We start from the raw sequence: 23,874 nt of genomic DNA, 5'->3' as shown, positions 1-23,874 counted from the left end.
CCGTTAAGCAATCACCCGCCAAGTAATAGCCCGTCTCTCTCAAGAACAGATCCGTATGAGAGAGGCGGGGATCCTGCCCTCTCCCCGCTTTGCAGAAAAAATAACCAGCCCATGCCCTTGAAATAGCCCGTACGGGCCTCATCTTTCATCTCAGAAAGTTATGTTGTTTGCCGCGCAAGCGGCGTCTGCCTGTTTGAAGGGGGAGTGCAATGCGCCTCGATCGCCTTACCAGCAAATTCCAGATTGCTATTTCCGATGCCCAGTCTCTTGCGCTGGGTCGTGACCACCAATTCATCGAACCCGTTCACCTGATGACCGCACTGGTCAATCAGGATGGCGGCTCTATCCGTCCGCTGCTCACCCTGACCGGGATGGATATCAACGCCCTGCGCTCCCGTCTCGGTGAGGAGCTGGATCGCCTGCCGCGCGTGAGCGGTGTGGAAGGGGACGTGCAGCTCTCCAACGGCCTCGGCCGCCTGCTCAACGTCTGCGACAAACTGGCCCAGCAGCGCAAGGATCAGTTCATCTCCTCCGAACTGTTCGTGCTGGCTGCCCTCGACGACAAGGGAACGCTGGGTGAGCTGCTGCGCGCTCAGGGGCTGACCAAGGAAAAACTCGAAGCTGCCATCGACAAGGTGCGTGGCGGCAAGAAGGTGGAGGATGCCAACGCCGAGGAGAACCGTCAGGCGCTGGAGAAGTACACCATCGATCTGACCGAGCGGGCCGAAATCGGCAAGCTCGACCCGGTGATCGGCCGTGATGACGAGATCCGCCGTACCATTCAGGTGCTGCAACGCCGCACCAAGAACAACCCCGTGTTGATCGGTGCTCCCGGCGTCGGCAAGACCGCCATCGTGGAGGGGCTGGCCCAGCGCATCATCAACGGCGAAGTGCCGGAAGGGCTCAAGAACAAGCGGGTGCTGTCGCTGGACATGGGGGCGCTGGTGGCCGGTGCCAAGTATCGCGGCGAGTTTGAAGAGCGGCTCAAGGCCGTACTGACCGATCTCGCCAAGGAGGAGGGCAACGTCATCCTCTTTATCGACGAGCTGCACACCATGGTCGGCGCCGGCAAGGGCGAAGGGGCCATGGACGCGGGCAATATGCTGAAACCTGCGCTTGCCCGTGGCGACCTGCACTGCGTCGGCGCCACCACCCTGGATGAGTACCGTCAGTACATCGAAAAAGATGCCGCGCTGGAGCGTCGCTTCCAGAAGGTGCTGGTGGAAGAGCCGAGCGTGGAGGACACCATCGCCATCCTGCGTGGCCTGAAAGAGCGTTACGAGCTGCACCACCATGTGCAGATCACCGACCCCGCCATCGTGGCGGCAGCCCAGCTGTCCCACCGCTACATTGCGGATCGCCAGTTGCCTGACAAAGCTATCGATCTCATCGACGAGGCGGCAGCCAGCATCCGGTTGCAGATCGACTCCAAGCCGGAGGCGCTCGATCGCCTCGAGCGGCGCATCATCCAGCTCAAGCTGGAGCAGCAGGCGCTGATGAAAGAGGACGACGACGCCAGCCGCAAGCGTCTGGAGCTGATCAATCAGGAGATTGGCGAGAAGGATCGGGAATACAACGAGCTGGACGAGGTGTGGAAGGCCGAGAAGGCCGCCCTTGCCGGCACCCAGCATATCAAGGCTGCGCTGGAGCAGGCCCGTCAGGATCTCGACGTGGCGCGCCGCGCAGGCGACCTGGGCCGGATGTCCGAGCTGCAATATGGCCGCATTCCGGAGCTGGAGAAACAGCTGGATCTCGCCACTCAGGCGGAGATGCAGGAGACCAGTCTGCTACGCAACCGCGTCACCGATGTGGAGATTGCAGACGTCTTGGCCCGCTGGACCGGTATTCCGGTCGCCCGCATGCTGGAAGGGGAGCGCGACAAGCTGCTACGGATGGAAGATCAGCTGCACAGCCGGGTGATTGGCCAGGAAGAGGCGGTCGATGCGGTCTCCAACGCCATTCGTCGCTCCCGCGCCGGGCTCTCAGATCCGAATCGCCCCATCGGCTCCTTCCTGTTCCTGGGGCCCACCGGGGTGGGCAAGACCGAGCTGTGCAAGGCGCTGGCGGAGTTCCTGTTCGATACCCAGGATGCCATGGTGCGGATCGACATGTCCGAGTTCATGGAGAAACACAGCGTGGCCCGTCTGGTGGGGGCGCCTCCCGGATACGTAGGTTACGAAGAGGGCGGTTATCTGACCGAGGCGGTACGCCGTCGTCCCTACTCGGTGATCCTGCTGGACGAGGTGGAGAAGGCGCATCCGGATGTGTTCAACATCCTGTTGCAGGTGCTCGATGATGGCCGCCTGACCGATGGTCAGGGTCGGACCGTCGATTTTCGCAACTCGGTGGTGATCATGACCTCCAACCTCGGGTCGGATCTGATTCAGGAGCACCACTCCGAGAAAGACTACGACGAGATGAAGGCCATGCTGATGGATGTGCTGACCCGCAGTTTCCGGCCGGAGTTTATCAACCGGATCGACGAGACGGTGGTGTTCCATCCCCTCGGCGAGGATCACATCAAGTCCATCGCCCGCATCCAGCTCAAGAGCCTGATGGGCCGTCTCGAGGCTCAGGGTTACGAGGTGGAGGTGAGCGAAGCGCTGCTCGAGAAGCTGGTGCATGCCGGGTTCGACCCCGTCTACGGGGCGCGGCCTCTCAAACGGGCGATCCAGCAGAAGGTGGAGAACCCGCTGGCGCAGGCCCTGCTCTCCGGCCGCATCGTGCCGGGCAAAAAACTGGTGCTGGGGGCCGACAGCAACGGCCTCACCATGACCCAGTAACGGGATTGTCGATGAAAAACGCAGGCCTTGTGCCTGCGTTTTGTTTTCAGGGGAAGCGAGATGCTGAAGTTTTCCGTGCTGGTGGATGACGACGTTCATCTGCCAGGCTGTCTGCCCGAGCGAGGGTTGGCGCTGCTGCTGGAGTGTGACGGCCTCAGGGTGCTGTTTGATAGCGGCCGTGGCCGGGCGCTGTGCCACAACGCCGCCGTGATGGGGATCGATCTCGCCTCGCTCACCCATGTGGTGCTCTCCCACGGTCATTATGACCATGTGGGCGGGGTCGGCTCGCTGCCCGTCTATCCAAGACCCATCCCGCTCATCGCCTGTCCGGACGTGTTTTGCGAGCGGGGCTACTTCCTGTCGCTGCCCTTCTGGCGACGCAACCTCTATCGCCTGTCGGGGGCGCTGGCTCGGGAGTCGCTGCCGGCCAGAGGTTTGCTCCCCCATTGCTCGGCCGAGCCGGTGTGGCTTTCGGATCGTCTGGTGTTTCTCGGTAGCATCATGCGGCGTGACCGGGCTGCACCTTCCTTGCTTGGTTACATAGTGCGGGGCGGACGGGTAGAGAAAGATCCGATCAGCGACGACTCGGCGCTGGCCTACAAGAGTGAGCAGGGACTCATCGTCTTTATCGGCTGCGGCCACGCCGGGGTCGAGAACATCATCGAGCGGGCCAAGGAGGTGTGTGGCGACGAGCGGATCCACGCCGTCATCGGCGGCCTGCACCTGAAGTTTTCCGGCCCAGAGCGGGCGGAGGTGCTCGGTGCCTATCTGCAGGAAGAGGCGGTGGAGCGGTTGTTTGCCTGTCACTGCACCGGCAGCAGAAAGGCGGAGTTGCCGCACCAGTGCCAGATCGGGGCCGGTTTTGAGCACAGTTTTTCGGCGTAAAAAAAACGGCAATCCGAAGATTGCCGGGAGGAATGTAGTGACGCGACCTTGCGTGGGTTGAGCGGGTCGCAGGGGCAAGCCCCCGATTGCGAAGCGCGGCCACTGCTGGCCTCGCCTCTTACAGCCTGCCGGGGATGCGCTCGCTCAACCCCGACGGCCACCTGCCTGTTGCCATGCCGGCGGCGATGACGCCGGCATGGCTTTCATTCGTTACAGCATGCCTTGCACGGCGGCTTTCATCTCGGCCGGCCAGACGCCGACCTGGACTTGGCCGATGTGCTCTTTTTGCAGCAGCAGCATGGCCAGACGGGATTGGCCGATGCCGCCGCCGATGGTCTGCGGCATCCGTGCGGCCAGCAGATCCTTATGCCAGTCATACTGCAGGCGATCCTCGTCGCCGGTGATGGCCAGCTGGCGGCGCAGCGCCTCGGCATCGACCCGGATCCCCATGGAGGAGATCTCGAAGCTGTCTTGCAGCACCGGGTTCCACACCAGAATGTCACCGTTCAGACCCGCCAGACCCAGCTCGCTGTGGCTGCTCCAGTCGTCGTAATCCGGGGCGCGCACATCGTGGCGCTCGCCGTGGGAGAGGGCACCGCCGATGCCGATCAGGAATACGGCACCCAGCTCTTTGGCGATGGCGCGTTCGCGCCCCTTGGCATCGAGATCCGGGTAGCGGGCCAGCAGCTCTTCGCTGTGCAGGAACTGGATCTCGGCCGGCAGGAAGGGGGTCAGCTCATGCTCGGCACAGACTGCGCGCTCGGTGGCCTTGATGGCGGCCCAGATGCCGCGCACGGTTTCCTGCAGATAGGCTAGATCGCGGCGCTCGCTCGGCATCACCTTCTCCCAGTCCCACTGATCCACGTAGACGGAGTGGATGGGGGTGAGCTTGTCTTCATCCGGACGCAGCGCCTTCATGTGGGTGTAGATCCCTTCACCCGGGCCGAAGCCGAAGCGACCGAGAGTCTGGCGCTTCCATTTGGCCAGTGAATGAACCACTTCGTAGCTGTGCTCCGGCAGGGTTTTCACTTTGACCTGCACTGCATTCTCATGGCCAGAGAGGTTGTCCTGAGTGCCATCACCGACCCGGCTCAGAATGGGGGCTTGCACCTCCATCAGACCCAGTTGTTGGGCGAGTTGGCGGGAGAACATCTCTTTGACGAAGCTGATCTGCTGTTGGCTGCGAATGTAGTGCTGTTTCATGCTGAATTCCTGTTTCAAACCCCGTTGGATGTGGTGATTCTTCAACAGATCGCCGACCAAATTCAATATTCGATAATAGAAATAGGCTTTGTGTGTTTTTTTCTTCAAAATAAGCCGTTCTTTAATGAGGTATCGTCAACGGGAGTGCAAAAAAATGCCGGAAAATTACCGGATCGATAATCTCGATCAGGCCATCCTCACCGCTCTGATGGAGAATGCGCGGATCCCTTACGCCGAACTTGCGAAACAACTGGCGGTCAGCCCGGGCACCATCCATGTGCGGGTGGAGAAGATGAAACAGGCGGGGATCATCGAGGGGACACGGGTGCAGGTTAACCCCAAGAAGCTGGGTTACGACGTCTGCTGCTTTATCGGGATCAATCTGAAGAGTGCCAAGGATTACCCCTCGGCACTGGCCAAGCTGCAGGCGCTGGACGAGGTGGTGGAGGCCTACTACACCACGGGCCACTACAGCATCTTCATGAAGGTGATGACCCGCTCCATCGACGAGCTGCAGATAGTGCTGATCAACAAGATCCAGACCATCGACGAGATCCAGTCCACTGAAACCCTGATTTCGCTGCAGAATCCGATCCTGCGGGACGTGAAACCTTGAGTCGGAGTGCATAAGGGGGAGGGCGTAGAGATCCATCTCCCGTGCGAAACCCTGACCCCTTGATCAGGGTTCGATATAGGGGATGGCGTACTTGTCGTAGAGGACCTTGAGGCTGCCGTTTCGCTTCATGCGCAGCAGTTCGGCATCGTAGGCCGCCATCAGGGCGGGAGTCTGTGCATCCGCTCGTGCGCGGGCCCAGGTGTTGAAGTAGGGGCTGCTCTTGAGCGGTTTGGGCAGGTAATCGACCTTGCCCGTCAGCCCCTCCTCCTTGATTTGGGTGAAGGCGGTGACCAGCGGCATGGGCACGGTATCGATCCGTCCGGCCAGCAGTTTGCGCAGTTGCAGCTGGTTCATGGTGATCTCCTGAAACTGATAGGCCGGGTCGGTCATGGCTGCTGCCAGTTCAGGGGTATAGGAGAAATCCTTGGTCACGCCGATGCGCCAGGGTTTGAGATCGGCCAGCGTTTCGTAGCGGATCTTCATCAGGTCCGCCTTGCGCACGAAGAAGTGCCAGCTGTGGCGAAGATGGGCCTGTTGGGGATAGATGAGATAACTCTCCCGCTCTGCCTTGTAGGAGTGGGTCATCACCAGGTCGCAGGCGCCGGTTTCGGCATTGCGGGTGAGGCGGGCACCGGAGTCGGCCAGCTCGATCCGAAAGGGCGTCTCCAGCTTGTCGAAGATGGTGGTGACTATGTCTATATCGAGTCCGCGGGGTTTCTGATCGGCATCGAGATACTTGAGCGGGGGCTCCATGGTGCCGCAGATCACCAGCTCCTTGGCGGGCAATCCGAGTGGAAACAGCAACCAAAACAGGGGGATCACACGCAAACTACGTCTCCTGAGCCCGTTTGAAGATATTCCAAGACCTGATTCCAGTATATTGGATGGCACCTGATCCGTTAGAAGCGACTGTTTATGGCAAATCCTGAAATCGAGAGCCCGCTGGACGGGATCGACAAGTTGACCGTCTCGCTCTACCGCCTTGGCTTGAGTGCGGCTGCCCTGTTGCTGCTTTGCCGCGGTGCGGCGCTGCTGAGCGGGATGGCACTGCTCCCGTCGGCACAATGGTTGGTGTCGCTGGCAGTGGCAAGCGCAATATGCGGCTTCTCGCTGCATATCTACGACAAGCGGATTCGCCTGATTCTGCAGGGGTTTGGTTGGTGCGCGTTGGCCCTGGCTGCGGTGGGGGCGCCGGATGCGCTGGTGCTGGGAGCTGTGTTGGCAACGCTCTCCGGGCTGGCGTTTAAGGAGCAGTTTTGCTTCGCCATTCCCGGCATCAAGCTGGTGCCCGTATTGCTGCCGGCGTTATGGCTGCTGGAGTGGTTGCGGGTGGAGTGGGCCGCCGCACTGGTGGCGCTGGCCTGCGGGGCCCTGTTGACCTTGCTGGCGCTGGCCAAGTGGCGGATGCCCCTGCACTTCGATATCGGTGACAAGGGGCGTTACCAGATCTAGGTCTGCTGGCACACCTTCATCTGCTGGTTGAGGGCCTGCATCACCTGACGGCGGCTGATGATGCCGACCACCTTGCCCTGTTGCTGCACCGGGTAGATCTTGGGCTTGGCGTCAGCCATCTGGCGGGCCAGCTCCAGAATGCTCTCATCCGGCCCGACCGAGAGGGGCGAACGGTTCATCAGATCCTCCACCCGGGTGCGGGTATCGCAGTGGTAGCTGCCGGTGAGCAGGCTGGGAATGCAATCTTGTTCGGAAAGAAAGCCGATCAGCCGTTTCTGCTCATCCAGCACCGGCAGGCCGCCAAGACCCGATTGATGCAGGCGATCCAGCGCCTCGGCCAGGCCGAGTCCGGCAGTGAGGGAGTGGGTCAGGCGACCCATGTGGTGGTGTACTTTCAGCATGGTGGTAACTCCGCAAGAGGGGGATGCCGCCACTATGACGCGGGCGGGTAGCTCGCGACCAATGGCTTGTGCCGCAGGGATTGATAGGCACAAGCCATCGGCGGTGATCCGCTGGCAGGCGGGCTTCGTTCATGCAAGACCATGAAAGGGAAAGGAGATCGTATGCGTGCATTGGTTACGGGCTGCGGCCGTCGACTCGGATTTTATCTCTGTGAACAGCTGGTGGCAGCGGGTTGGCAGGTGACGGGCAGCTATCGCAGCGAGCGGCCGGAGCTGGCCACGCTGGCAGCACTGGGGGTCGAACTGGTGCTGGCGGATTTTGGTCGGGAAGAGGACGTTGGCAAGCTGATCGATGTGCTGGCTGCCCATCAGGATCTGGCGCTGGTGATCCACAACGCCTCGGCCTTCGAGCCGCAGGCAACTGATCCGGCGGCGCAACTGGCCCAATTCGAGCAGTTTTACCGGGTACACATGGCGGCCCCCTTCCAGCTAAACCGGGCGTTGGCCCCCCAGCTGGCCAGCAATCCCAACGCCAGCATCATTCACATCACCGATATCTATATCCATGCCCCGGCCCCCCGTTTTGCCAGCTATGTGGCGACCAAGGCGGGAGCCCATTCGCTGGCCATGAGCTTTGCCCGCGAGCTGGCGCCTGCGGTGCGGGTCAACACCATAGAGCCGGGGCCGATCCTGTTTCTCGACGAGCATGACGAGGCATGGCGCCAGCAGGTGTTGGCGAAAACACCGCTGGCGCGGGAGGGGGGACTTGAGCCCATCTGGCAGGCGGTGCAGTTACTGATGGGGAACAGTTATATGACGGGTGCCAGCATCAAGGTAGATGGCGGACGCGCGCTGGCCAACCTCTGAGGGGTTGCCGAGCACCAGCGGCCCCAGCCCGACCTGCCGGGTCAGCAAGCCCTTGCCGGGTTTGAGCTTGCCCGACTGGGCGGGGAGCGTCACTTGCAGCGCCACCTTGGGGTCATGCACCTCGCCATGGCCGTAGAGCTCTGCCAGCAGCTCCGCCAGATAGGAATCGACCTCTGCCGAGGCAAAGTCACCGCTCCTGTTGCTGGCCAGAATATCGATGTCGAGTGGCCGGTCGTGCACCTTGCAGAGCGGATCGCTGCGATCACGGCCGTGAGCCACCTCGAGGGCGACAAAGTGCTGCTTGAGGCGGGCGGCATCGAGCGGGCTCTCCACCACCAGCAGGCAGTTGAGAAAGTCGTGGCTGGAGTGCATTCCCACCGGCTTGGTGCGGATCACCGAACTCAGCCGAAGGGGACCGACGTTCTCAAACAGCTCGGCCAGCGCGCGGCTGACATGGATATGCGGGTCAATATTGGAACCAATGCTACACAGATAGAACATGCTGACCTTCCCGGGGTTGGGCTCATCTGAAATGTATACGCAGCTCACGGTTATCGGATTAACTATGGCTTAACATTGTCTTATCTATTGTGATCCGGCACTGATTGGCAGAAAGGAGGTTTGCATGAGTGTGGAGCTGAAATGGGCGCTGTTGACCGCTTCGGGTGCGCTGGCGCTGATCATGATTATCTGTCTGGCCTCTGTCGCGTTGGCGTGAATCACCACAATCCAGATAATCCAAACCGGCCTGTTGGCCGGTTTTGTTTTTCTGGGCGGTGCAGCTATGCTGGCGCACCGGTGAGAACGCAAGAGAAGAGATGATGACCAAGGTTCGCCCACGCTCCCTGCTGCAGGTGGTATTGATGGGATTCGTGCTGGTATTGATGCCGCTGGGCGGCATGATCTGGCACAACAGCACCTCCCTTGCCCACCTCAGCCAACTCACTAGCGACGAGATGGAGCGGGCGGTCAAGGATACCCGCCGCGCCACCCTACTGACGGCGCAGGCCATCGATATCGAACGCACCTTGCGCCGCTTCGCGGTGCTGGGGGATCGCCGCAGCCTCACCAGCTACCAGCAGCAACTCGACGGGTATCGGGTGTTGCTGGCAGAACATCGCAGCTCTATCTCCGACGGTCAGCTCTACAGGGGGCTCGATCAGGGGCTGGCTTGGCTCGACAGCTTGCAGGATGCCGCGCTGGCCCAGGCTGCGGTGGCGGGGGACAAGCTAGAGCTGTTTAACGATGCCAACAAGCAGCTTGAGATGGTCACCCGCAGCCGGGTTGACGAACACATGGATCGGGTGCGACTCACCATCGCCGGACTGACCAGGGAGCTTTGGTGGGTGAGCGGCGCTGTAGCGGCGCTCAGCCTGCTGATGGTCTTTATCTTCACCTACCTGATCATCCACCCGGTACGACAGATTGAGTCGCGCATCTTGAGCCTGGGGGCGGGGGTCGAGCCGGATCCAAGGCCGGTAGATGGCCCCGCCGAGCTGGTGTTGCTGGGGGAGCGGATCCTCTGGCTTTACGACAAGCTCAAGGAGCTGGAGCAGCAAAAGTACCAGTTTCTGCGTCATGTTTCCCACGAGCTCAAGACCCCGCTAGCGGTGCTGCGGGAGGGGTCGGATCTGCTCTGCGAGCAGCTGGTCGGGCCGTTGACGCCGGATCAGCTGGAGATCTGCCAGATGCTGGACGAGAGCAGTCGCCGTTTGCAAACCCTGATCGAGCGGTTGCTCGACTTCAATCGACTCACCCAGCAGGAGGCATTTGAGCTGGAATCTGTCCCCCTGCTGCCCATGCTGTCAGAACTCACCATCGAGTACCGGTTGGCATTGGAGTCCAAGCAGATCCGTGTACACTTGCCGACCGGGCCGGTTACCCTGTGGGCGGAGCCCTACCGGTTGAGACTGATCCTCGATAACCTCTTCTCCAACGCTGTCAGTTACGGCGCCAGCGGGGGCAATATCTGGATCAGGGCAGGGCAGGATGAACAGACAAGCTGGCTGGAGGTAGCCAACGAGGGGCCAGAGATCCCCGCTGCCGATCAGCAACGTATTTTTGAACCCTTCGAACAAGGCAGTACAGTGCGACAAGGTGTATTGAAAGGCTCTGGTATGGGCCTCTCTATCGCACGGGAGTCTGCCCATAGTCTCGGAGGTGAGTTGGTTCTGGTGAAAGATGAACAGGCGGATGTCTGCTTCAGGTTGACGTTGAAAAGAGAACTATGAAGATACAGCGCGTATTTCCAGCCCTGATGATGGGGTTGCTCGCGGGTTGCGCCCTGCTGCCACAGCACGAACAGCAGAACTCCACCGATATCGCTTTTGCCAAGCGGATGGAGTTTGCCAACAAGGAGATGCAGGTACGTCTGCAATACTCCGACTGGTTGCTGGCCAGTCACCCCCAGCAGCGGATGCAGGAGCGTCAACGCCTGAAAGGGGCGGATGATCTGGAGAGCCGGGTCAGTCTGGCGATGGTGGATTCCCACCCGGCCGAATCGGTGGCCAATCGTACCGCCGGGCTGGCGCGCCTGAAGCAGATGCTGCCCGAGCTGGGTCTCGATGCGCAGGCATTTTTGCGCAGCTGGATCGCCCTCGGCGAACAGCTGCTGGCTCGCGACAGCCGACGCGATGATCAGAGTCAGGAGATCCAGCGGTTGCGTCGCCAGATCGAACAGCTGACCGCCATCGATGACCAGCTCAACCAGCGCAAGCTCAACGAGCATCGTGAGGCTATACCATGAGCCGGATCTTGCTGGTGGATGATGACGTCAGTCTGCTCAAGCTGATGAGCATGCGGCTGCGCAGTCAGGGTTATGAGGTGGATACTGCCGACAGTGCGGAAGGGGCCCTCGACCGGCTGCGCCAGCAGCGGGCCGATCTGGTGCTGAGCGATCTGCGGATGGGGGGCATGGACGGTCTGGCGCTGTTCGAGCGGATCCAGGCCCAGTGGCTGGGGCTGCCGGTGATCATCATGACCGCCCACGGCACCATCCCGGATGCCATTCAGGCGACCCGCTCCGGCGTCTTCAGCTTTTTGACCAAGCCCATTGACAAGGATGAGCTGCTGGCCACCATAGAGCATGCTCTCAGCCTGACCCGGCCGAAACAGCAGCAGGAGTGGCAGTCACTGATCCTGACCCGCAATCCCCAGTTGGAACAGTTACTGATCCAGGCTCACAGCATCGCCACCATGGAGGTGCCAGTACTGATCATGGGGCCGTCAGGCTCCGGCAAGGGGGCGATGGCGCAGGCGCTGCACCAGGCCAGCCAGCGCCGCGACAAGCCGCTCCATACCATCAACTGCGCCGCCATTCCGTGGGCGTCACTCGACTTGCAGCTGTTTGGTGAAGATGGTCAGTCCGGGCTGTTCGAGCAGGCCAAGGGGGCGACCCTGTTTCTCGACGAAATTGGCAGCCTGTCGGAATCCTTGCAGGCCAAGCTGCTGCAGGTGATGGAGGAGTATGGCCAGGGCACGCCGGAGGTGCGTGTGCTCAGCTCCAGCCATCAGGATCTGGTCAAGGCGATGGAGGAGGGACGCTTTCGGGAAGATCTCTTCTATCGTCTCAACGTCGCCAATATCACCTTACCGTCTCTCAGTGCCCGCAGTGAAGACATTCCGCTGCTGGCCAGACAGGCGCTGGATGATTATCGCTGCCGCCACAGCGACTGCGCCGCGATGGGCTTCTCGCCGGAGGCGCTGGCGATGTTGGCCGCCGCTGCCTGGCCCGGTAACGTGCGTCAGCTCTGCAATCTGGTGGAGCAACTCGCCAGCCTCTGTTGCAGCCCGGTGATCGGGGTCTCCATGGTGGAGTCCGCCCTGAGCGGCGGCGGTGGTGGCATCCCTTCCTTCAATGAGGCTCGTGCCGAATTCGAGAAGGAATATCTGATCCGTTTGCTGCGCACTACCGAGGGCAACGTGACTCTGGCGGCCAACCTGGCGGGTAGAAACCGCACCGATTTTTACAAGTTATTGAATCGGCACGGTATCGAAGCAGCAAACTTCAAATCGAAGGGATAAATCAGGCGGGATCAACCACAGCCGGAGCGGCATCGGCTTTTTGGGTTTTATGGGAGAGCCAGAGGCCGCTCGCCTTCATCAGGTAACCGAACAAGGCGCCAATGATGAGGGAGGGCAGGATCAGCCGCCACTCGCCAGCCGCCCCGAAGGTGGCACAGCAACCGGCAAAGGTGCCGGGAATGTAGCCGAGCCACTGCTGCTTGGCCTGTACGCACATCAGGGTTGCGACCACCCCCGTCATCACGTAACCCGCCACACCCGCTCCCCACAGGCTGTCGCCATGGATCAGCAGCAGTGCCCACAGCATGCCGCTGGTGTTGCAGAAGATGGTCTGCAGCAGCGCCTTGTAGCCGCCGCTTGACGCGAAATAGCTGGTGCAGCCGAGAAAGCCGACCCAGGAGATAAGGCCGAACGCGACGGCAATCCAGCCCCAGACGGCGGAGAGAATTCCAGTAGTGATGGCGATGGCGATCAGTGGGCTCATGGGGGCGACTCTTCAGTTGGCTTCGCAAAATGGGCAGCCTACCCCCGGCAATTGGGGCGGCAAGCGGGGGCCGAATTGTGTGTGATCTTCATCACCCTTTTCAACTCAGGAATACGCTTGCGCTCGCGAAAAAAATTCATTGGTGACCGGCCTGACAGTCGGCCATAGTTAGAGGCCCTGTCCTGCTCATGGAGTGAGTCTGATGGCGCCAAATGTGATCGTTCCCCTGCTGGTGTTCGTAGTCCTGTTTCTGGTCGGCACCATGGCCAAGGCACTGCCCCTGCACCACATGATGTAAATTTGTGTGAAATAAAAATCTGCCGGGGCGGGTCTTATCCATACTGCCTCACTCAGCCCCGGGAGTTTTTAATGTTGATCAAGCGTCGTACCGCCCACCCCCTCACCGAACAGGATGTTACCCCGGAAGCCGTCTATCAGGACCGCCGCCTTATTCTCAAGGGGCTGGGTCTGGGCGCAGCCACCCTGGCGTTCCCCACTCAGGCCGGAGTGCTCGACCTGCTGCGCGGTAAAGAGGATGCCCCCCAATTAGCTACCAAACCGCTCAACAGCAAGCCTGCGGAGCGCCCGGCCAATCTGGTGCTGACACCGGAAGAGAAGGCCACCAGTTACAACAACTTCTATGAGCTCGGCACCGACAAGTCCGACCCGGCTCGCAACGCACATTACCTCAAGCCCGAACCCTGGACCCTCAAGGTGGAGGGGGAGGTGGCCAAGCCCTTTACCCTCGATGTGTGGGACCTCATCAACAAAAGCGAGCTGGAGGAGCGGATCTACCGGCTGCGCTGCGTTGAAGCCTGGTCCATGGTACTGCCCTGGAACGGCATCTCGCTGGCGGAGATTATCCGCCGTGCCGAGCCCACCAGTCGCGCCAAGTTTGTCGCCTTCGAAACCCTGTTTGATCCGAAACAGCTGCCGGGGCAGGCCTCCAGTTTGGGGGGCGGCATCGAGTATCCCTATGTGGAGGGGCTGCGTATCGACGAGGCGATGCACCCTCTCTCATTCCTTGCGATGGGGCTCTACGGCAAGACCCTGCCCGCCCAGAATGGCGCGCCGATCCGGCTGGTAGTGCCGTGGAAGTATGGCTTCAAGAGCATCAAGAGCATCGTCTCGATCCGGCTGGTAGAGGAGATGCCGCCCACCACCTGGAACCTGCTGGCTCCCAACGAATATGGCTTCTACGCCAACGTCAACCCGCAGGTGGATCACCCGCGCTGGAGTCAGGCCAGCGAACGTTTCATCGGCGAGGGCGGGGTGTTTGGCGCCAAGCGTCAGCCGACCCTGATGTTCAACGGCTATGGTGACGAAGTCGCCTCGCTCTATCAGGGGATGGATCTGCGCCAATGGTACTGAGATTGAAACCGGCCCATATCAGCGGCTTGCGGGCGCTGGTGCATCTGGGCTCCTTGGGTTTCCTGCTCTGGCTGGTTTTTGCCATTCCGGCAGGCCTGCTGGGGGGCGATCCGGTGCCCGAGCTTATCCACTACCTCGGCAAGGGGGCGCTCAACCTGCTGCTGCTCACCCTGCTGGTGTCGCCGCTGGCCAAGCGCTGGCGGCAGGGGCAGCTCATCAAGCTGCGCCGCCCCCTCGGGCTCTGGTGTTTTGCCTGGGCGCTGCTCCACTTCATGGCGTGGCTGGGGCTGGATCTGCAGTTTGACTGGGGGCTGATTGGCGGCGAGCTGGTCAAGCGCAGCTACATAGTGGTGGGGATGGTGGCCCTGCTGCTGCTGGCCGCCCTCAGCATCACTTCGCTGCCCGCATTGCAGCGCAGCATGGGCGCTGCATGGCAGAAGCTGCACAACTGGGTCTATGCCATCGCCCTGCTGGTGCCGGTGCACTACTGGTGGTCGCTCAAGAGCGGTTGGGGGGAGCCTCTCATCTACCTGCTGCTGGCCTGCGCCCTGCTCTGGCCGAGACGGGAGAAGCTGCTGCGCCCCATGCGGGGACGCTGGAATGCAAAAGAGGCCTAATCGGCCTCTTGTTGTTTGATCTCGCCAGTGTAGGCATCGACGATGAGATGCACCTTCTGATCCTGGCGATTGAGGGTTTTGACCTCGAATTTGTCCCCTTCCAGCTCCACTTCCCGAATGTCGTGATACCCTTGCGCCAGCAACAGTTTGACCAGCCCGGCCATGTCGAGACGGCTCTGGGCCGCCCAGCTTGTGGCACTCAACAGGCAAAGGATCAGCAGGAAACTGCGCGGGATCATATTCATTCCGGATTCATGGCTGGCAGACTATAAACGCCATTATGTTAGGTTTTTGGAGATGAATCATCCATGAATAGAGCGCTCCCTCTGCTCGGGTTATTGCTGCCGGTGCTGGCACAGGCGGTCACGCCTGATGAAGCCCAGCTGCAGCAAGCTGTCCATGAGGGACGGGTTCGGCCCTTCCATGAAATGATGGAGGTGGCGGCCAGGTTGCCGGTACGGGTGTTGCGGGTGGATCTGGGAGAAGAGGATGGTATCTGGCTCTATGAACTGCGCGTCATCGATCGGGAAAACAGCGTGATCAAGGTAGCCTATCGGGCCGACAACCTTGAGCTGGTGTGGGCCAAGGGCCACCATCTGGAGCGGCTGTTCGAGCCGCCAAAGCCCCCGGTCGAGGATGATGAATAACCCCTGTGTGGAAGCCTGTTCATGCGAATTCTGATTGTTGAAGACGAAAAAATTCTGGCTGGCCAGCTGGCCGAACAGCTGCGCCTCTCCGGCTTTGTCACCGACCTCTGCCATGATGGCAACGAGGCCGGTTTTCTCGGAGAGACCGAACCTTACGATGCCATCATTCTCGACCTCGGCTTGCCTGGGCGCGATGGCCTGAGCGTGTTGAAGGAGTGGCGCAGCAAGGGAATCGATACCCCGGTGCTGGTACTGACCGCCCGTGGCCAACTGCACGAGAAGATCGAGGGGCTCAATGCCGGTGCCGATGACTACCTCACCAAGCCGTTCCAGGTGGCCGAGCTGGTGGCGCGGGTGCATGCGCTGGTGCGCCGGGCGGCAGGCAACGCCAGCTCCGTTCTGGAGATTGGCGGGGTACGGCTCGATATGGCGGCTTCCCAGGTGTGGTACGAAGGGACCCCCATCAAGCTGACCGCCCACGAGTTCCGGGTGCTGGGTTACCTGATGCAGCATCGGGGCAAGGTGGTGTCGCGCAGCGAGCTGATCGATCACATCTACGCTCAGGATTTCGACCGTGACTCCAACACAGTAGAGGTGTTCATCGGCCGGATCCGCAAGAAGACCCATCCCGACTTGATTGAGACAGTGCGTGGTCTCGGATACCGGATCAACGAATGAGGCTGGTCCGAACCCTGCGGGGGCGGCTGCTTGCCATTGCGCTGGTGTGGTGCGGGCTGTTCCTGTTCGCCACCGGCTTCAGCCTGCAGACCATGATGCGCAACTACTGGCAGGAGGCAGAGGCTGACGGCTTGCGCCTGCAACTCTACGATCTGCTCTCCCGGCTGGAGGTGGAGAAGAGTGGTCTGCCTGTGGTGATCGAACCGATGGCCGATCCCCGTTTCAGCCAACCTTACTCCGGCTACTACTGGCAGCTGGAACTGGGGGAAAATGTGGTGGGCCGCTCCCGATCCCTGTGGGACACCCATCTGGTGAGCCGTGGCCTCAAGTCTGCCTTTGGCGATCCTGACCTCTTTTTTGGCAAGGGCCCCAACAAGGAGCCGCTGCTGATCATGACCCGCACCGTGCTGTTGCCCGGTTCGGATCGGGTCTTTACCCTGGTGATGGCCAAGGACAGCAGCACCCTGATCCAGACCCTGAAGAAAACTCGCATCAGCCTGTTCCTCGGTCTCGGCTTTGCCGCCGCCGGTCTGGTGCTCGGCTTCATGTTCCAGATCGTCTATGGTTTGCGGCCGCTGCATCTGCTGCGCCGTGAACTGGGGCGGGTTCACGAGGGTCATCAGGAGGGATTCCGGCTGCGCTATCCGCTGGAGATCCAGCCGCTGGTTGAGGATATCAACCGGCTGCTGCACCACTACGGCGAGCTGCTGCAGCGTGCCCGTGCCCACACCGGCAATCTGGCTCACGCCCTCAAGACGCCGCTCAGCATCATGCGCAATCAGGTTGCCCAGTTGCCGCCGGAGGATCAGGCCGCCATCGGCGAGCAGCTCGACCAGATCCAGCGCCATATCGACTATCACCTCGGTAAGGCGCGGGTGACCGGCGCCGCCAAGATCCTCGGGGTGTCGACCCCGGTGCGGGCGCGGGTGGAGTATATCTGCCGCGCCTTCTCCCGCCTCTATCCGGGCAAGACGGTGGATCTGCAAGTGCCCGCCAATCTGGCGGTCGGGGTGGAGGAGCAGGACTTCGACGAGATGGTGGGCAATTTGCTGGAGAACGCCTTCAAATGGTCCGCCAGCGAGCTGCGTATCTCCAGCGCCGAGCTGGGGGGCTGGATCACCCTGCGTATCGAGGATGACGGCCCCGGCATGAGCGAGGATCAGATCGCCAAGGCGGTGCTGCGCGGGGTGCGGCTCGACGAGAAGGTGCCGGGTTCCGGTCTCGGTCTCAACATCGTCTCCGATCTGGCGGAAGCCTATCGCGGCAGCTTTATTATGGGCCGCGCCGAACTGGGCGGGCTGGCCGCCTCCCTCTCGTTGCCCAAGGTGGCAAGGGTCGAGAGCTAGGCATAAGATATGGCATTTGTTTTAGCCTGAGGAAGAGAACCATGACCGACGATCCGTGGGCCCTGTGCCATCTTGACGATTCATTCGATGCCTCTGTACTGGGGGTCAAGGGCGCCCAGATCCAGTGGTTTGAAGATCGGGATGGCCTGATTGCCTATCTGCTGGAAGATTTTGTCGACCTGCTGGCCGATGTGGGCGAACTGGACGAGGAGCAGACCGAGCAGGCGCGCGAGCGCTTCACCCTGCTGGTGGAGCAGAGCTTCGACGATCGCACCCTGATGGATGCCATCAACGATCTCGCCTCTGGGCTGCGCCGCATCGCCTGGTTGGGGCCGCTCTCGGAGCTGGCCGAGATCAGCGACGAGTTTGCCTCCGGCCTGCGCCGCTATTTCTGGAGCCAGTACGACGGGGATGAAGATGACCCGGACGCCTGGGTGCCGGAAGAGCTGTGGCCGCAGCTGGTGGAGTGCGCGCAGGAGTATATGGAAGAGGGGGATTTTTAAATCCGTCCGGACTATGTGTGCTCTTTGGCAGACAGATAAAGAAACGGCGCCTTGATGGCGCCGTTTTTATTGGGTGGCAATCGCCTTAGCCGTTGGCCGGTACCGCGTGGGCGGTGTTGGCCAGCATCGGGCCAGTGTACTTCTCGATCTGCAGCTGGGCCATGTGGCCGCAGTTGCCCTGCGCCAGACTGGACGAGCCTTCGTCGAAGGTGAGGCAGTTGACGTTGCCGTTCTTGCAGATGCTGCCCGCTTCGCCCGGCTTGGCCGGGTCATACCAGGCCCCTTCGCAGATCCGCACCACCCCTTGGCGCACATCCTCGGAGAGCAGGGCGCCCACCAGGATCTGGCCGCGCTCGTTGAAGGCGCGCACCAGATCCCCCTGGGCGATGCCACGAGCCTTGGCATCCAGCGGATGGATCATGATCGCCTCGCGGTCGGCGATGGCGAACTTGTCTCGCAGCGGAGTGTTGTCGAGCTGGGAGTGCAGCCGCTGGGTCGGGTGGGAGGTGTTGAGCGACAGTGGATAGCGCGCCGCCACCTCGCTCTTCACCCACTCCTTGGGCTCATACCACTTGGGATGGCCGGCACAGTCGGCATAACCCATCCCCGCCACCGTGTTGGAGAAGATCTCGATCTTGCCGGACGGGGTGCCGAGCGGATTGAGCAGCGGATTCTCGCGAAAATCGGCGTGACGGATCCACTGGCGGTTGGCCTCGGGGATCGGGAAGCGGATGTAGTTGTTGGACTCCCAGAACATGTTGAACGGCGGCAGCGCCACGCGGGCGCCGCGGGCCTGCGCCGCCATGCCGTCGTACATCTGCTTGAGCCACAGCATCTCGTCCTTCCCTTCGGTGTACTGCTCCTGCACGCCCAGCTTGGCGGCGATGGCGCTGAAGATGTCGAAGTCGTTGCGGGACTCGTGCTGGGGCGGGACGCACTGGTGCATCGGGAACACATAGCGCTGAGAGTAGTCGCCGCCCATCTCCAGATCGTTGCGCTCGTAGCTGGTGGTGACCGGCAGCACGATGTCGGCGTGTTTGGCGGTGGCGGTCCAGTAGGGCTCGTGAACGATCACGGTCTGCGGCTTGCGCCACGCCTGCAGCAGGTTGTTGGTGTCCTGATGGTGGTGGAAGGGGTTGCCGCCCGCCACGTAGACCAGCTTGATGTCCGGATAGGTCACCTTGCGGCCGTTGAAGTCGATGGTCTTGCCCGGGTTGGCGAGACAGTCGGCGATGCGCGCCACCGGGATCGGTGCCGGGCTGTTCTTCGGTGCGTTGCCGGCGGAGATGCCCGCCAGAATGCCGCCCTTGGCGGTGGGGCTGCCACCGGAGGAGTAGTGGTAGCTGAAGCCGTAGCCGCCGCCCGGCAGGCCGATCTGGCCCAGCATGGAGGCCAGAGTGACCAGCATCCAGTTCGGCTGTTCACCGTGCTGCTGACGCTGCATGCCCCAACCGGCCATGATCATGGTGCGCTTGGCGGCCATGTCGAGGGCCAGCTGGCGGATCACCTTGGCATCGACGCCGCAGACAGTGCTCGCCCACTCGGCGCTCTTCGGCTGACCATCATCCTTGCCGAGCAGATACGCGAGGAACTTGTCGAAGCCGACGGTGTAGCGATCGAGGAAGGCCTGATCGTGCTTCTTCTCGCTATAGAGGGTGTGGGCCACCCCCAGCATCATGGCCACGTCGGTGTAGGCGTTCGGAGCAATCCACTCGGCGCCGACCAGCTTGGCGGTCTCGTTGTAGACCGGATCGATGCTGATGACGCGGGTGCCCTTCTCTTTCAGCGCCTTGAAGCCAGCCTGACCTTCGTGATCCGGCATGTTCCAGCTGTTCTTCAGGGTGACCTGAGCATTGACCCCCCACAACACCACCAGTTCGGCGTTCTCCACCACGTTGGGCCAGGCGGTCTGCTGTTCGTACACCTCGATGGAGCCCATCACGTGGGACATGATCACCTGGGCGGCACCGGTGGAGTAGTCACCGGCATAACCGGTGAAGCCGCCGGAGAGGTTCATCAGGCGGTGCAGCAGGGTGCGGCTGTTGTGGAACATGCCGACGCTTTTCCAGCCATAGGAACCGGCGTGGATCGCTTGCGGGCCGAAGTCAGACTGGACGCGCTGGATCTCGCCGGCCACCAGTTCGATCGCCTTGTCCCAGCTCACTCGCACCCACTCGTCGGCACCGCGCAGCTCGGGTTTGGCGCCCGGGCCATGCTCCAGCCAGCTTTTGCGCACCATGGGGTATTTGATGCGGTTTTTGGCGTGCACCTGGAACGGCGCCATGTCGATGAGATCGTTTGGCGCCGGATCATCGGCCACCGGCTGGACGCGCACCATGCGCCCATCTTCGACGATCGCCTCGAAAGCACCCCAGTGGGCGCCGGTCAGAATGCCCTTCTGGGCGGGCACCAGAGTCGGGAACTGATTCAATGCGGTGCTGATGGCTTGCGCCAGCGCACTCTTGGGAAAAATGCCGCCGAGCAGGGGCAGGGCTGCGCAGGCGCCGAGCCCCTTGAGCAGGTTGCGGCGGGACAGATTGGTCTTCTTGTCATTGAAAAAAGTCATAACGGTTTTCCTCTGTGCCAGCCTTAGTGGGCCGCGCTCATGTCACTGGCGTGTTTCTGGACATACTGGGTCAACATGCGAGCCTGTTCCGGGGTCAGGGAGGTACGAGACTCCATCCCCTTGATGACGCCGATCCACTGGTTGGCATTGAAGTGATCCAGCGCGGTGAGGCCGTGGCAGCCGGTACAGTTGTTGGACATCAGGGTGGAGGCGTATTGCCACAGCTTGCCCTGATCGCCGATGAGCTGGCTCTGGTCGACCCAGGCGGTCAGCTTGACCTGATGCCAGGTGAGGTTGGTGGCGCTGTCGGTTTCGCTCTGGCCGGTGACCAGCGCTTTCTTGGCGGCATCGCCGACCAGTACGCTGAGGATCCGTTTGCCCGGTGCGGCGTAGAACACTTCGCTCACACCATCCTGTTGCCAGCCTTCGATCTGCACCTTGGCGCGGCCGTTTTCGTTGGCCAGCACTTCCACCTTGGTGGAGGGCATCAGGGTGCCTTCGTCGGTCTTGGCTGCGGCATCGAGGAACAGCGGGGTGGTAGCGATGGCGTAACGGGTGGTGATGTTGGCCGGGGTCTGGGCCGCAGCCTGCGCCAGCTCACTGGCACCGGCGGCAGCCAGGCCGCTCATGTCTGGCATGATGTGGGCGACACCGCGGTGGCAGTCGATACAGGTCTGGCCCTCCTTGATGGCGACCGGGTGCTCGGCACGGGCATTGGGGCGCTGGGCCAGAATATCCATCGCCTCGTAGCTGTGGCAGCTGCGGCAGGTGGCGGAGTCGTTGGCTTTCAACTCGTCCCAGACGGACTGGGCCATCCGCAGCTTGTGGGCTTCATACTTTTCCGGGGTATCCAGGGTGCCGATCGCCTCGTGATAGATATCCTTCACGGCGCGGATCTTGGTCCACAGGTAGGAGGTGGGATCGCCCGGGATGTGGCAGTCGGCGCACTCGGCGCGGATCCCCTTGGTGTTCTGGAAGTGGACACTGCCCTGATACTCGGCGAGCGGAGTCTGCATGGAGTGGCAGGAGACGCAGAATTCGGTGGAGCTGGTCTTGTGCAGCACGGTCACGGTGACACCCAGTGCCGCGACACCCAGCAGGGCCCCGAGCAGCAGGAGCCAGAACCAGGTTTTTCTTATCAGTTTTCCAATCATGGCGGCGTTTTCCTACGGTCAATAATTACCTACATAGTACTAGTCCAATAGTAGTAGTAATGACAGGGATAAGGCGTTGACCTCCATCATGGTTTATATTTTTGATTGTTGTCACATTTTGTCTTTTGTTTTGTTATTGATTTAATTATCGAATTAAATTCAGTTGTTTTCTGTTTTATCTATTTGTGCACTTTCCGCGACAGCTGTTAGCCCCCTCGCAAAACCCCACAAGATTCGCTGATATAGTGAGCAGTGAGCCTCAACGGAGTGTCGCTGATGAGCCCTTTCTCACTGCTGTGTGTCGCCGCCAACGTGCAACTGCTGGCCGAATTCGAACAGGAGTTGGCTCCGCTGCTCGGCCATTTCGCGCTGGTGGTGGTGGTCGGTCAGGGGTCGGCGGAGCTGGCCTTGGACGAGCTGGATCGCAAGGGGCAGCCACCCGCCGTGGTGGTGTGTGACAGCGAGCTGGGGGATGGGCGAGGGGCCGATTTTCTAATCCGCCTCGGCAGCCGTCACGAGGCGTGCCGCAAGATCCTGCTGGGCAGCCAGCCGGAGATGAAATCGATCATCGAGGCGGTGAACCTAGGTCGTCTCGACTACTACCTGCAACGCCCCTGGCGCGATGGCAGCCTGCGCCGGGCGGTGATCGAGCAGGCGAGCCACTTTGTATTGCAGCGTCCCGAGGCGGACCTGCTGAGCTATGCCGCCGTGCTCGACAACCAGAAGCTGCTGCGAGCCCACGTCGATCGCCAGTTGGCTGCCTATCGGCAGGGCTTTATGGATTACACCCACTGCAGCGATGAAGAGCTGTCGCGGGTGGTGATCGACGGCCTCTATCAGTTTTTCGAGGGTAATGACGAGGAGCGGGTCTGCCGCCACTACAGCCCGGGCCATGTGCTGACCCGCGAGGGGGAGCCCAACAGCTTCCTCTGGTTTATCGCCAAGGGGGAGGTGGTGCTGCGCAAGCGGGACGAGCAGGGGATCGATCAGGAGGTGGTGCACTACCGTACCGGCTCGCTGGTGGGGGGCATGTCCTTCGTGACCGGCGAACCCGCCTTCACCACCGGCGTGACTCTGACCGGTGCCGAGGTTATCAAGCTCGACAAGCTGCAATTCTCCCGGGTGATGCAGGCGCGCAGCGAACTGCTCCCCTCCTTTACCAACCTGCTGCTGCGTCACTTCAACCGTCGCCTGCAAAACAGCATCCGTACCGAGATGCGGCTGCAACAGACCCTCAACTCCCTTGATGCCGCTCACGCCCAGCTGGTGGAGAGCGAAAAGATGGCGATGCTGGGTCAGCTGGTGGCAGGTGTCGCCCACGAGCTGAACAACCCGGTGGCGGCCATTATCCGCGGTAGCGAGACCCTGCGGGCCGCCATCCCCGATCTGGTCAATCTCGAACTACCTGCCCCCATCAAGGGTCTGGGCAACCAGACCCTCTGTCAGGCGCTCTCCTCCCAGCCGGTCTCGACCAGCGAGATCCGTGACAAGACCCGGCTGGCGGAGGGGCGCTTTGGCGATCGTCAGCAGGCACGGCTGGCGGTGCAGATGAATCTGGATGACGAGCTGAACTGGCAGCGCTGGTTTGCCAGCCGCACTGCCGACGAGCGGGAGGCGCTGCTCTCCCGGCTGGAGCTGTTCCAGCAGACCGGCAGCTTCCTGCGCAATATCGAAGTGTGTGCCCGTCGCATCGGCGATCTGGTCAAGAGCCTCAAGCAGTATGCCCGGCAGGATCGGGCCGAGCCCTCGCTGGTAGACCTGCACGAGGGGCTGGAAGATACCTTGATGATTTTCGAAAACCGCCTCAAGCATCATGAGCTCTGCAAGGAGTACCAGCCGTTGCCGCTGGTGCGCTGTCACCCCATCGCCCTGCAACAGGTGTGGACCAACCTGATCGCCAACAGTCTGGATGCCATGAGCTGCTCGGGGCGACTCACCATCCGCACCGGGCTGCTGGATCCCGAGTGGGTCATGGTGGAGATCGAGGATAGCGGTTGCGGCATCGAGCCCGAGCTGTGGCAGCGGATCTTCGATCTCAACTTCACCACCAAGCGGGAGGGCCATTTCGGCCTCGGTATCGGTCTGAGCGTCTCGCTGCAGATAGTTCAGCAGCACCACGGCCGGATTGAGGTGGACTCGGCGCCGGGCCGCTACACCCGGATGCGGGTCTGTCTGCCGCTGGATGGCATGGGGCAGGCCGGTTACGGGGGCGAACCTCATCACAACAAGGAGCATGCGGCCTGAGCGGTGGCCAGCATCAATCGCGCGGCGTGCCAAA

24 protein-coding genes are annotated in these 23,874 nt (G+C 61.5%); 16 read left to right on the top strand and 8 right to left on the bottom strand.

The window, feature by feature from the left end:
• Window positions 1-209 precede the first annotated feature (209 nt).
• Together clpB and I6L44_RS15225 are read left to right on the top strand one after the other, a co-directional pair.
• Window positions 210-2,783 carry an ATP-dependent chaperone ClpB gene (clpB, locus tag I6L44_RS15230; protein ID WP_005339779.1) on the top strand — a complete coding sequence of 858 codons (2,574 nt, stop codon included), beginning with the start codon at window positions 210-212 and terminating at the stop codon, window positions 2,781-2,783.
• 60 nt (window positions 2,784-2,843) lie between these two features.
• Window positions 2,844-3,668, top strand: coding sequence for an MBL fold metallo-hydrolase (locus I6L44_RS15225; RefSeq protein WP_216952250.1), 825 nt, complete (start codon window positions 2,844-2,846; stop codon window positions 3,666-3,668).
• Between the two features lie 210 nt (window positions 3,669-3,878).
• Here the strand turns inward: I6L44_RS15225 and asnA are convergent, their stop codons facing one another.
• The gene (gene asnA / locus I6L44_RS15220) at window positions 3,879-4,871 is read right to left on the bottom strand and encodes an aspartate--ammonia ligase (RefSeq protein WP_216952249.1); all 993 of its coding nucleotides are present in this window, start codon (window positions 4,869-4,871) and stop codon (window positions 3,879-3,881) included.
• Window positions 4,872-5,025: 154 nt separating this feature from the next.
• Between asnA and asnC the strand changes: the two genes are divergently transcribed.
• A complete protein-coding gene (gene asnC, locus I6L44_RS15215; protein ID WP_005339783.1) occupies window positions 5,026-5,487 on the top strand; it encodes a transcriptional regulator AsnC in 462 nt (153 codons plus the stop codon).
• A gap of 63 nt (window positions 5,488-5,550) precedes the next feature.
• On the opposite strand, the gene I6L44_RS15210 is transcribed toward asnC, so the two are convergent.
• Window positions 5,551-6,315 (bottom strand): ABC transporter substrate-binding protein, encoded by a 765-nt coding sequence (locus I6L44_RS15210; protein ID WP_216952248.1) that lies wholly within the window; start codon window positions 6,313-6,315, stop codon window positions 5,551-5,553.
• 87 nt (window positions 6,316-6,402) lie between these two features.
• Between I6L44_RS15210 and I6L44_RS15205 the strand changes: the two genes are divergently transcribed.
• Window positions 6,403-6,939, top strand: coding sequence for a DUF2301 domain-containing membrane protein (locus I6L44_RS15205; RefSeq protein ID WP_216952247.1), 537 nt, complete (start codon window positions 6,403-6,405; stop codon window positions 6,937-6,939).
• On the opposite strand, the gene I6L44_RS15200 is transcribed toward I6L44_RS15205, so the two are convergent.
• Window positions 6,936-7,340, bottom strand: coding sequence for a CBS domain-containing protein (locus I6L44_RS15200; RefSeq protein ID WP_216952246.1), 405 nt, complete (start codon window positions 7,338-7,340; stop codon window positions 6,936-6,938). The two genes, I6L44_RS15205 and I6L44_RS15200, sit on opposite strands and share 4 nt — an antisense overlap.
• Before the next feature lie 162 nt (window positions 7,341-7,502).
• Here I6L44_RS15200 and I6L44_RS15195 point away from each other — a divergent pair, with 162 nt between their 5' ends.
• Complete coding sequence (locus tag I6L44_RS15195) at window positions 7,503-8,207, top strand: SDR family oxidoreductase (protein WP_216952245.1); 705 nt, start codon at window positions 7,503-7,505, stop codon at window positions 8,205-8,207.
• On the opposite strand, the gene I6L44_RS15190 is transcribed toward I6L44_RS15195, so the two are convergent.
• A complete protein-coding gene (locus I6L44_RS15190) occupies window positions 8,133-8,708 on the bottom strand; it encodes a 2-amino-4-hydroxy-6-hydroxymethyldihydropteridine diphosphokinase (protein WP_216952244.1) in 576 nt (191 codons plus the stop codon). The genes I6L44_RS15195 and I6L44_RS15190 overlap by 75 nt on opposite strands.
• 124 nt (window positions 8,709-8,832) lie before the next feature.
• Between I6L44_RS15190 and I6L44_RS15185 the strand changes: the two genes are divergently transcribed.
• The 4 genes from I6L44_RS15185 to I6L44_RS15170 all read left to right on the top strand — a co-directional run bounded on the left by I6L44_RS15185 (window position 8,833) and on the right by I6L44_RS15170 (window position 12,230).
• Window positions 8,833-8,925: a YnhF family membrane protein gene (locus I6L44_RS15185; protein ID WP_216952243.1), complete on the top strand. Its 93-nt coding sequence runs from the start codon at window positions 8,833-8,835 to the stop codon at window positions 8,923-8,925.
• A gap of 103 nt (window positions 8,926-9,028) precedes the next feature.
• Window positions 9,029-10,438, top strand: a complete 1,410-nt coding sequence (locus tag I6L44_RS15180; RefSeq protein WP_216954464.1) for a HAMP domain-containing sensor histidine kinase — start codon at window positions 9,029-9,031, stop codon at window positions 10,436-10,438.
• Entirely contained in the window at window positions 10,435-10,953 is a 519-nt protein-coding gene (locus tag I6L44_RS15175) for a hypothetical protein (protein ID WP_216952242.1), read from the top strand. Before I6L44_RS15180 ends, I6L44_RS15175 begins: the two co-directional genes overlap by 4 nt.
• Window positions 10,950-12,230 carry a sigma 54-interacting transcriptional regulator gene (locus I6L44_RS15170; protein WP_216952241.1) on the top strand — a complete coding sequence of 427 codons (1,281 nt, stop codon included), beginning with the start codon at window positions 10,950-10,952 and terminating at the stop codon, window positions 12,228-12,230. The genes I6L44_RS15175 and I6L44_RS15170 overlap by 4 nt, the downstream gene beginning before the upstream one ends.
• A 1-nt stretch (window position 12,231) precedes the next feature.
• On the opposite strand, the gene I6L44_RS15165 is transcribed toward I6L44_RS15170, so the two are convergent.
• Window positions 12,232-12,714 carry a DUF1097 domain-containing protein gene (locus I6L44_RS15165; RefSeq protein WP_005339809.1) on the bottom strand — a complete coding sequence of 161 codons (483 nt, stop codon included), beginning with the start codon at window positions 12,712-12,714 and terminating at the stop codon, window positions 12,232-12,234.
• Window positions 12,715-13,083: 369 nt separating this feature from the next.
• On the opposite strand from I6L44_RS15165, the gene msrP reads away from it, so the two are divergent.
• Entirely contained in the window at window positions 13,084-14,085 is a 1,002-nt protein-coding gene (gene msrP / locus I6L44_RS15160) for a protein-methionine-sulfoxide reductase catalytic subunit MsrP (RefSeq protein WP_184236585.1), read from the top strand.
• A complete protein-coding gene (msrQ, locus tag I6L44_RS15155) occupies window positions 14,076-14,702 on the top strand; it encodes a protein-methionine-sulfoxide reductase heme-binding subunit MsrQ (RefSeq protein WP_216952240.1) in 627 nt (208 codons plus the stop codon). Before msrP ends, msrQ begins: the two co-directional genes overlap by 10 nt.
• Here msrQ and I6L44_RS15150 read toward each other — a convergent pair.
• A complete protein-coding gene (locus I6L44_RS15150; RefSeq protein ID WP_013724184.1) occupies window positions 14,699-14,947 on the bottom strand; it encodes a PepSY domain-containing protein in 249 nt (82 codons plus the stop codon). The genes msrQ and I6L44_RS15150 overlap by 4 nt on opposite strands.
• A gap of 63 nt (window positions 14,948-15,010) precedes the next feature.
• Here I6L44_RS15150 and I6L44_RS15145 point away from each other — a divergent pair, with 63 nt between their 5' ends.
• The 4 genes from I6L44_RS15145 to I6L44_RS15130 are packed head-to-tail and all read left to right on the top strand — an operon-like array spanning window position 15,011 to window position 17,876.
• Window positions 15,011-15,349 (top strand): PepSY domain-containing protein, encoded by a 339-nt coding sequence (locus I6L44_RS15145; RefSeq protein WP_042063810.1) that lies wholly within the window; start codon window positions 15,011-15,013, stop codon window positions 15,347-15,349.
• Window positions 15,350-15,370: 21 nt separating this feature from the next.
• Window positions 15,371-16,027, top strand: a complete 657-nt coding sequence (locus I6L44_RS15140; protein WP_005341873.1) for a response regulator transcription factor — start codon at window positions 15,371-15,373, stop codon at window positions 16,025-16,027.
• Window positions 16,024-17,373 (top strand): sensor histidine kinase, encoded by a 1,350-nt coding sequence (locus I6L44_RS15135; protein ID WP_216952239.1) that lies wholly within the window; start codon window positions 16,024-16,026, stop codon window positions 17,371-17,373. Before I6L44_RS15140 ends, I6L44_RS15135 begins: the two co-directional genes overlap by 4 nt.
• A gap of 41 nt (window positions 17,374-17,414) precedes the next feature.
• Complete coding sequence (locus I6L44_RS15130) at window positions 17,415-17,876, top strand: hypothetical protein (protein ID WP_216952238.1); 462 nt, start codon at window positions 17,415-17,417, stop codon at window positions 17,874-17,876.
• A gap of 85 nt (window positions 17,877-17,961) precedes the next feature.
• On the opposite strand, the gene torA is transcribed toward I6L44_RS15130, so the two are convergent.
• Together torA and I6L44_RS15120 are read right to left on the bottom strand one after the other, a co-directional pair.
• Window positions 17,962-20,442, bottom strand: a complete 2,481-nt coding sequence (gene torA / locus I6L44_RS15125; RefSeq protein ID WP_216952237.1) for a trimethylamine-N-oxide reductase TorA — start codon at window positions 20,440-20,442, stop codon at window positions 17,962-17,964.
• Window positions 20,443-20,465: 23 nt separating this feature from the next.
• The gene (locus I6L44_RS15120) at window positions 20,466-21,596 is read right to left on the bottom strand and encodes a NapC/NirT family cytochrome c (protein ID WP_216952236.1); all 1,131 of its coding nucleotides are present in this window, start codon (window positions 21,594-21,596) and stop codon (window positions 20,466-20,468) included.
• A 276-nt stretch (window positions 21,597-21,872) separates the two neighbouring features.
• On the opposite strand from I6L44_RS15120, the gene I6L44_RS15115 reads away from it, so the two are divergent.
• Entirely contained in the window at window positions 21,873-23,840 is a 1,968-nt protein-coding gene (locus I6L44_RS15115; protein WP_216952235.1) for an ATP-binding protein, read from the top strand.
• The last annotated feature ends 34 nt before the right edge of the window (window positions 23,841-23,874 follow it).

The organism is Aeromonas sp. FDAARGOS 1414 (assembly GCF_019047065.1).
Classification (GTDB): Bacteria; Pseudomonadota; Gammaproteobacteria; order Enterobacterales; family Aeromonadaceae; genus Aeromonas; species Aeromonas veronii_A.
Note: the sequence above shows the minus strand (reverse complement) of the source record. Positions and strands in the feature narration are given on the sequence as shown.

Bases quoted from the DNA above. Each gene is read 5' to 3' on its own strand.
- I6L44_RS15200 (WP_216952246.1), bottom strand. From the start codon at position 7,340: ATGCTGAAAGTACACCACCACATGGGTCGCCTGACCCACTCCCTCACT.
- I6L44_RS15130 (WP_216952238.1), top strand. From the start codon at position 17,415: ATGACCGACGATCCGTGGGCCCTGTGCCATCTTGACGATTCATTCGAT.
- torA (WP_216952237.1), bottom strand. From the start codon at position 20,442: ATGACTTTTTTCAATGACAAGAAGACCAATCTGTCCCGCCGCAACCTG.
- I6L44_RS15195 (WP_216952245.1), top strand. From the start codon at position 7,503: ATGCGTGCATTGGTTACGGGCTGCGGCCGTCGACTCGGATTTTATCTC.
- asnA (WP_216952249.1), bottom strand. From the start codon at position 4,871: ATGAAACAGCACTACATTCGCAGCCAACAGCAGATCAGCTTCGTCAAA.
- I6L44_RS15165 (WP_005339809.1), bottom strand. From the start codon at position 12,714: ATGAGCCCACTGATCGCCATCGCCATCACTACTGGAATTCTCTCCGCC.
- I6L44_RS15190 (WP_216952244.1), bottom strand. From the start codon at position 8,708: ATGTTCTATCTGTGTAGCATTGGTTCCAATATTGACCCGCATATCCAT.
- I6L44_RS15175 (WP_216952242.1), top strand. From the start codon at position 10,435: ATGAAGATACAGCGCGTATTTCCAGCCCTGATGATGGGGTTGCTCGCG.
- I6L44_RS15170 (WP_216952241.1), top strand. From the start codon at position 10,950: ATGAGCCGGATCTTGCTGGTGGATGATGACGTCAGTCTGCTCAAGCTG.
- I6L44_RS15205 (WP_216952247.1), top strand. From the start codon at position 6,403: ATGGCAAATCCTGAAATCGAGAGCCCGCTGGACGGGATCGACAAGTTG.
- I6L44_RS15140 (WP_005341873.1), top strand. From the start codon at position 15,371: ATGCGAATTCTGATTGTTGAAGACGAAAAAATTCTGGCTGGCCAGCTG.
- I6L44_RS15135 (WP_216952239.1), top strand. From the start codon at position 16,024: ATGAGGCTGGTCCGAACCCTGCGGGGGCGGCTGCTTGCCATTGCGCTG.
- I6L44_RS15180 (WP_216954464.1), top strand. From the start codon at position 9,029: ATGACCAAGGTTCGCCCACGCTCCCTGCTGCAGGTGGTATTGATGGGA.
- asnC (WP_005339783.1), top strand. From the start codon at position 5,026: ATGCCGGAAAATTACCGGATCGATAATCTCGATCAGGCCATCCTCACC.
- I6L44_RS15145 (WP_042063810.1), top strand. From the start codon at position 15,011: ATGAATAGAGCGCTCCCTCTGCTCGGGTTATTGCTGCCGGTGCTGGCA.
- I6L44_RS15225 (WP_216952250.1), top strand. From the start codon at position 2,844: ATGCTGAAGTTTTCCGTGCTGGTGGATGACGACGTTCATCTGCCAGGC.
- msrP (WP_184236585.1), top strand. From the start codon at position 13,084: ATGTTGATCAAGCGTCGTACCGCCCACCCCCTCACCGAACAGGATGTT.
- I6L44_RS15115 (WP_216952235.1), top strand. From the start codon at position 21,873: ATGAGCCCTTTCTCACTGCTGTGTGTCGCCGCCAACGTGCAACTGCTG.
- I6L44_RS15185 (WP_216952243.1), top strand. From the start codon at position 8,833: ATGAGTGTGGAGCTGAAATGGGCGCTGTTGACCGCTTCGGGTGCGCTG.
- clpB (WP_005339779.1), top strand. From the start codon at position 210: ATGCGCCTCGATCGCCTTACCAGCAAATTCCAGATTGCTATTTCCGAT.
- I6L44_RS15120 (WP_216952236.1), bottom strand. From the start codon at position 21,596: ATGATTGGAAAACTGATAAGAAAAACCTGGTTCTGGCTCCTGCTGCTC.
- msrQ (WP_216952240.1), top strand. From the start codon at position 14,076: ATGGTACTGAGATTGAAACCGGCCCATATCAGCGGCTTGCGGGCGCTG.
- I6L44_RS15150 (WP_013724184.1), bottom strand. From the start codon at position 14,947: ATGAATATGATCCCGCGCAGTTTCCTGCTGATCCTTTGCCTGTTGAGT.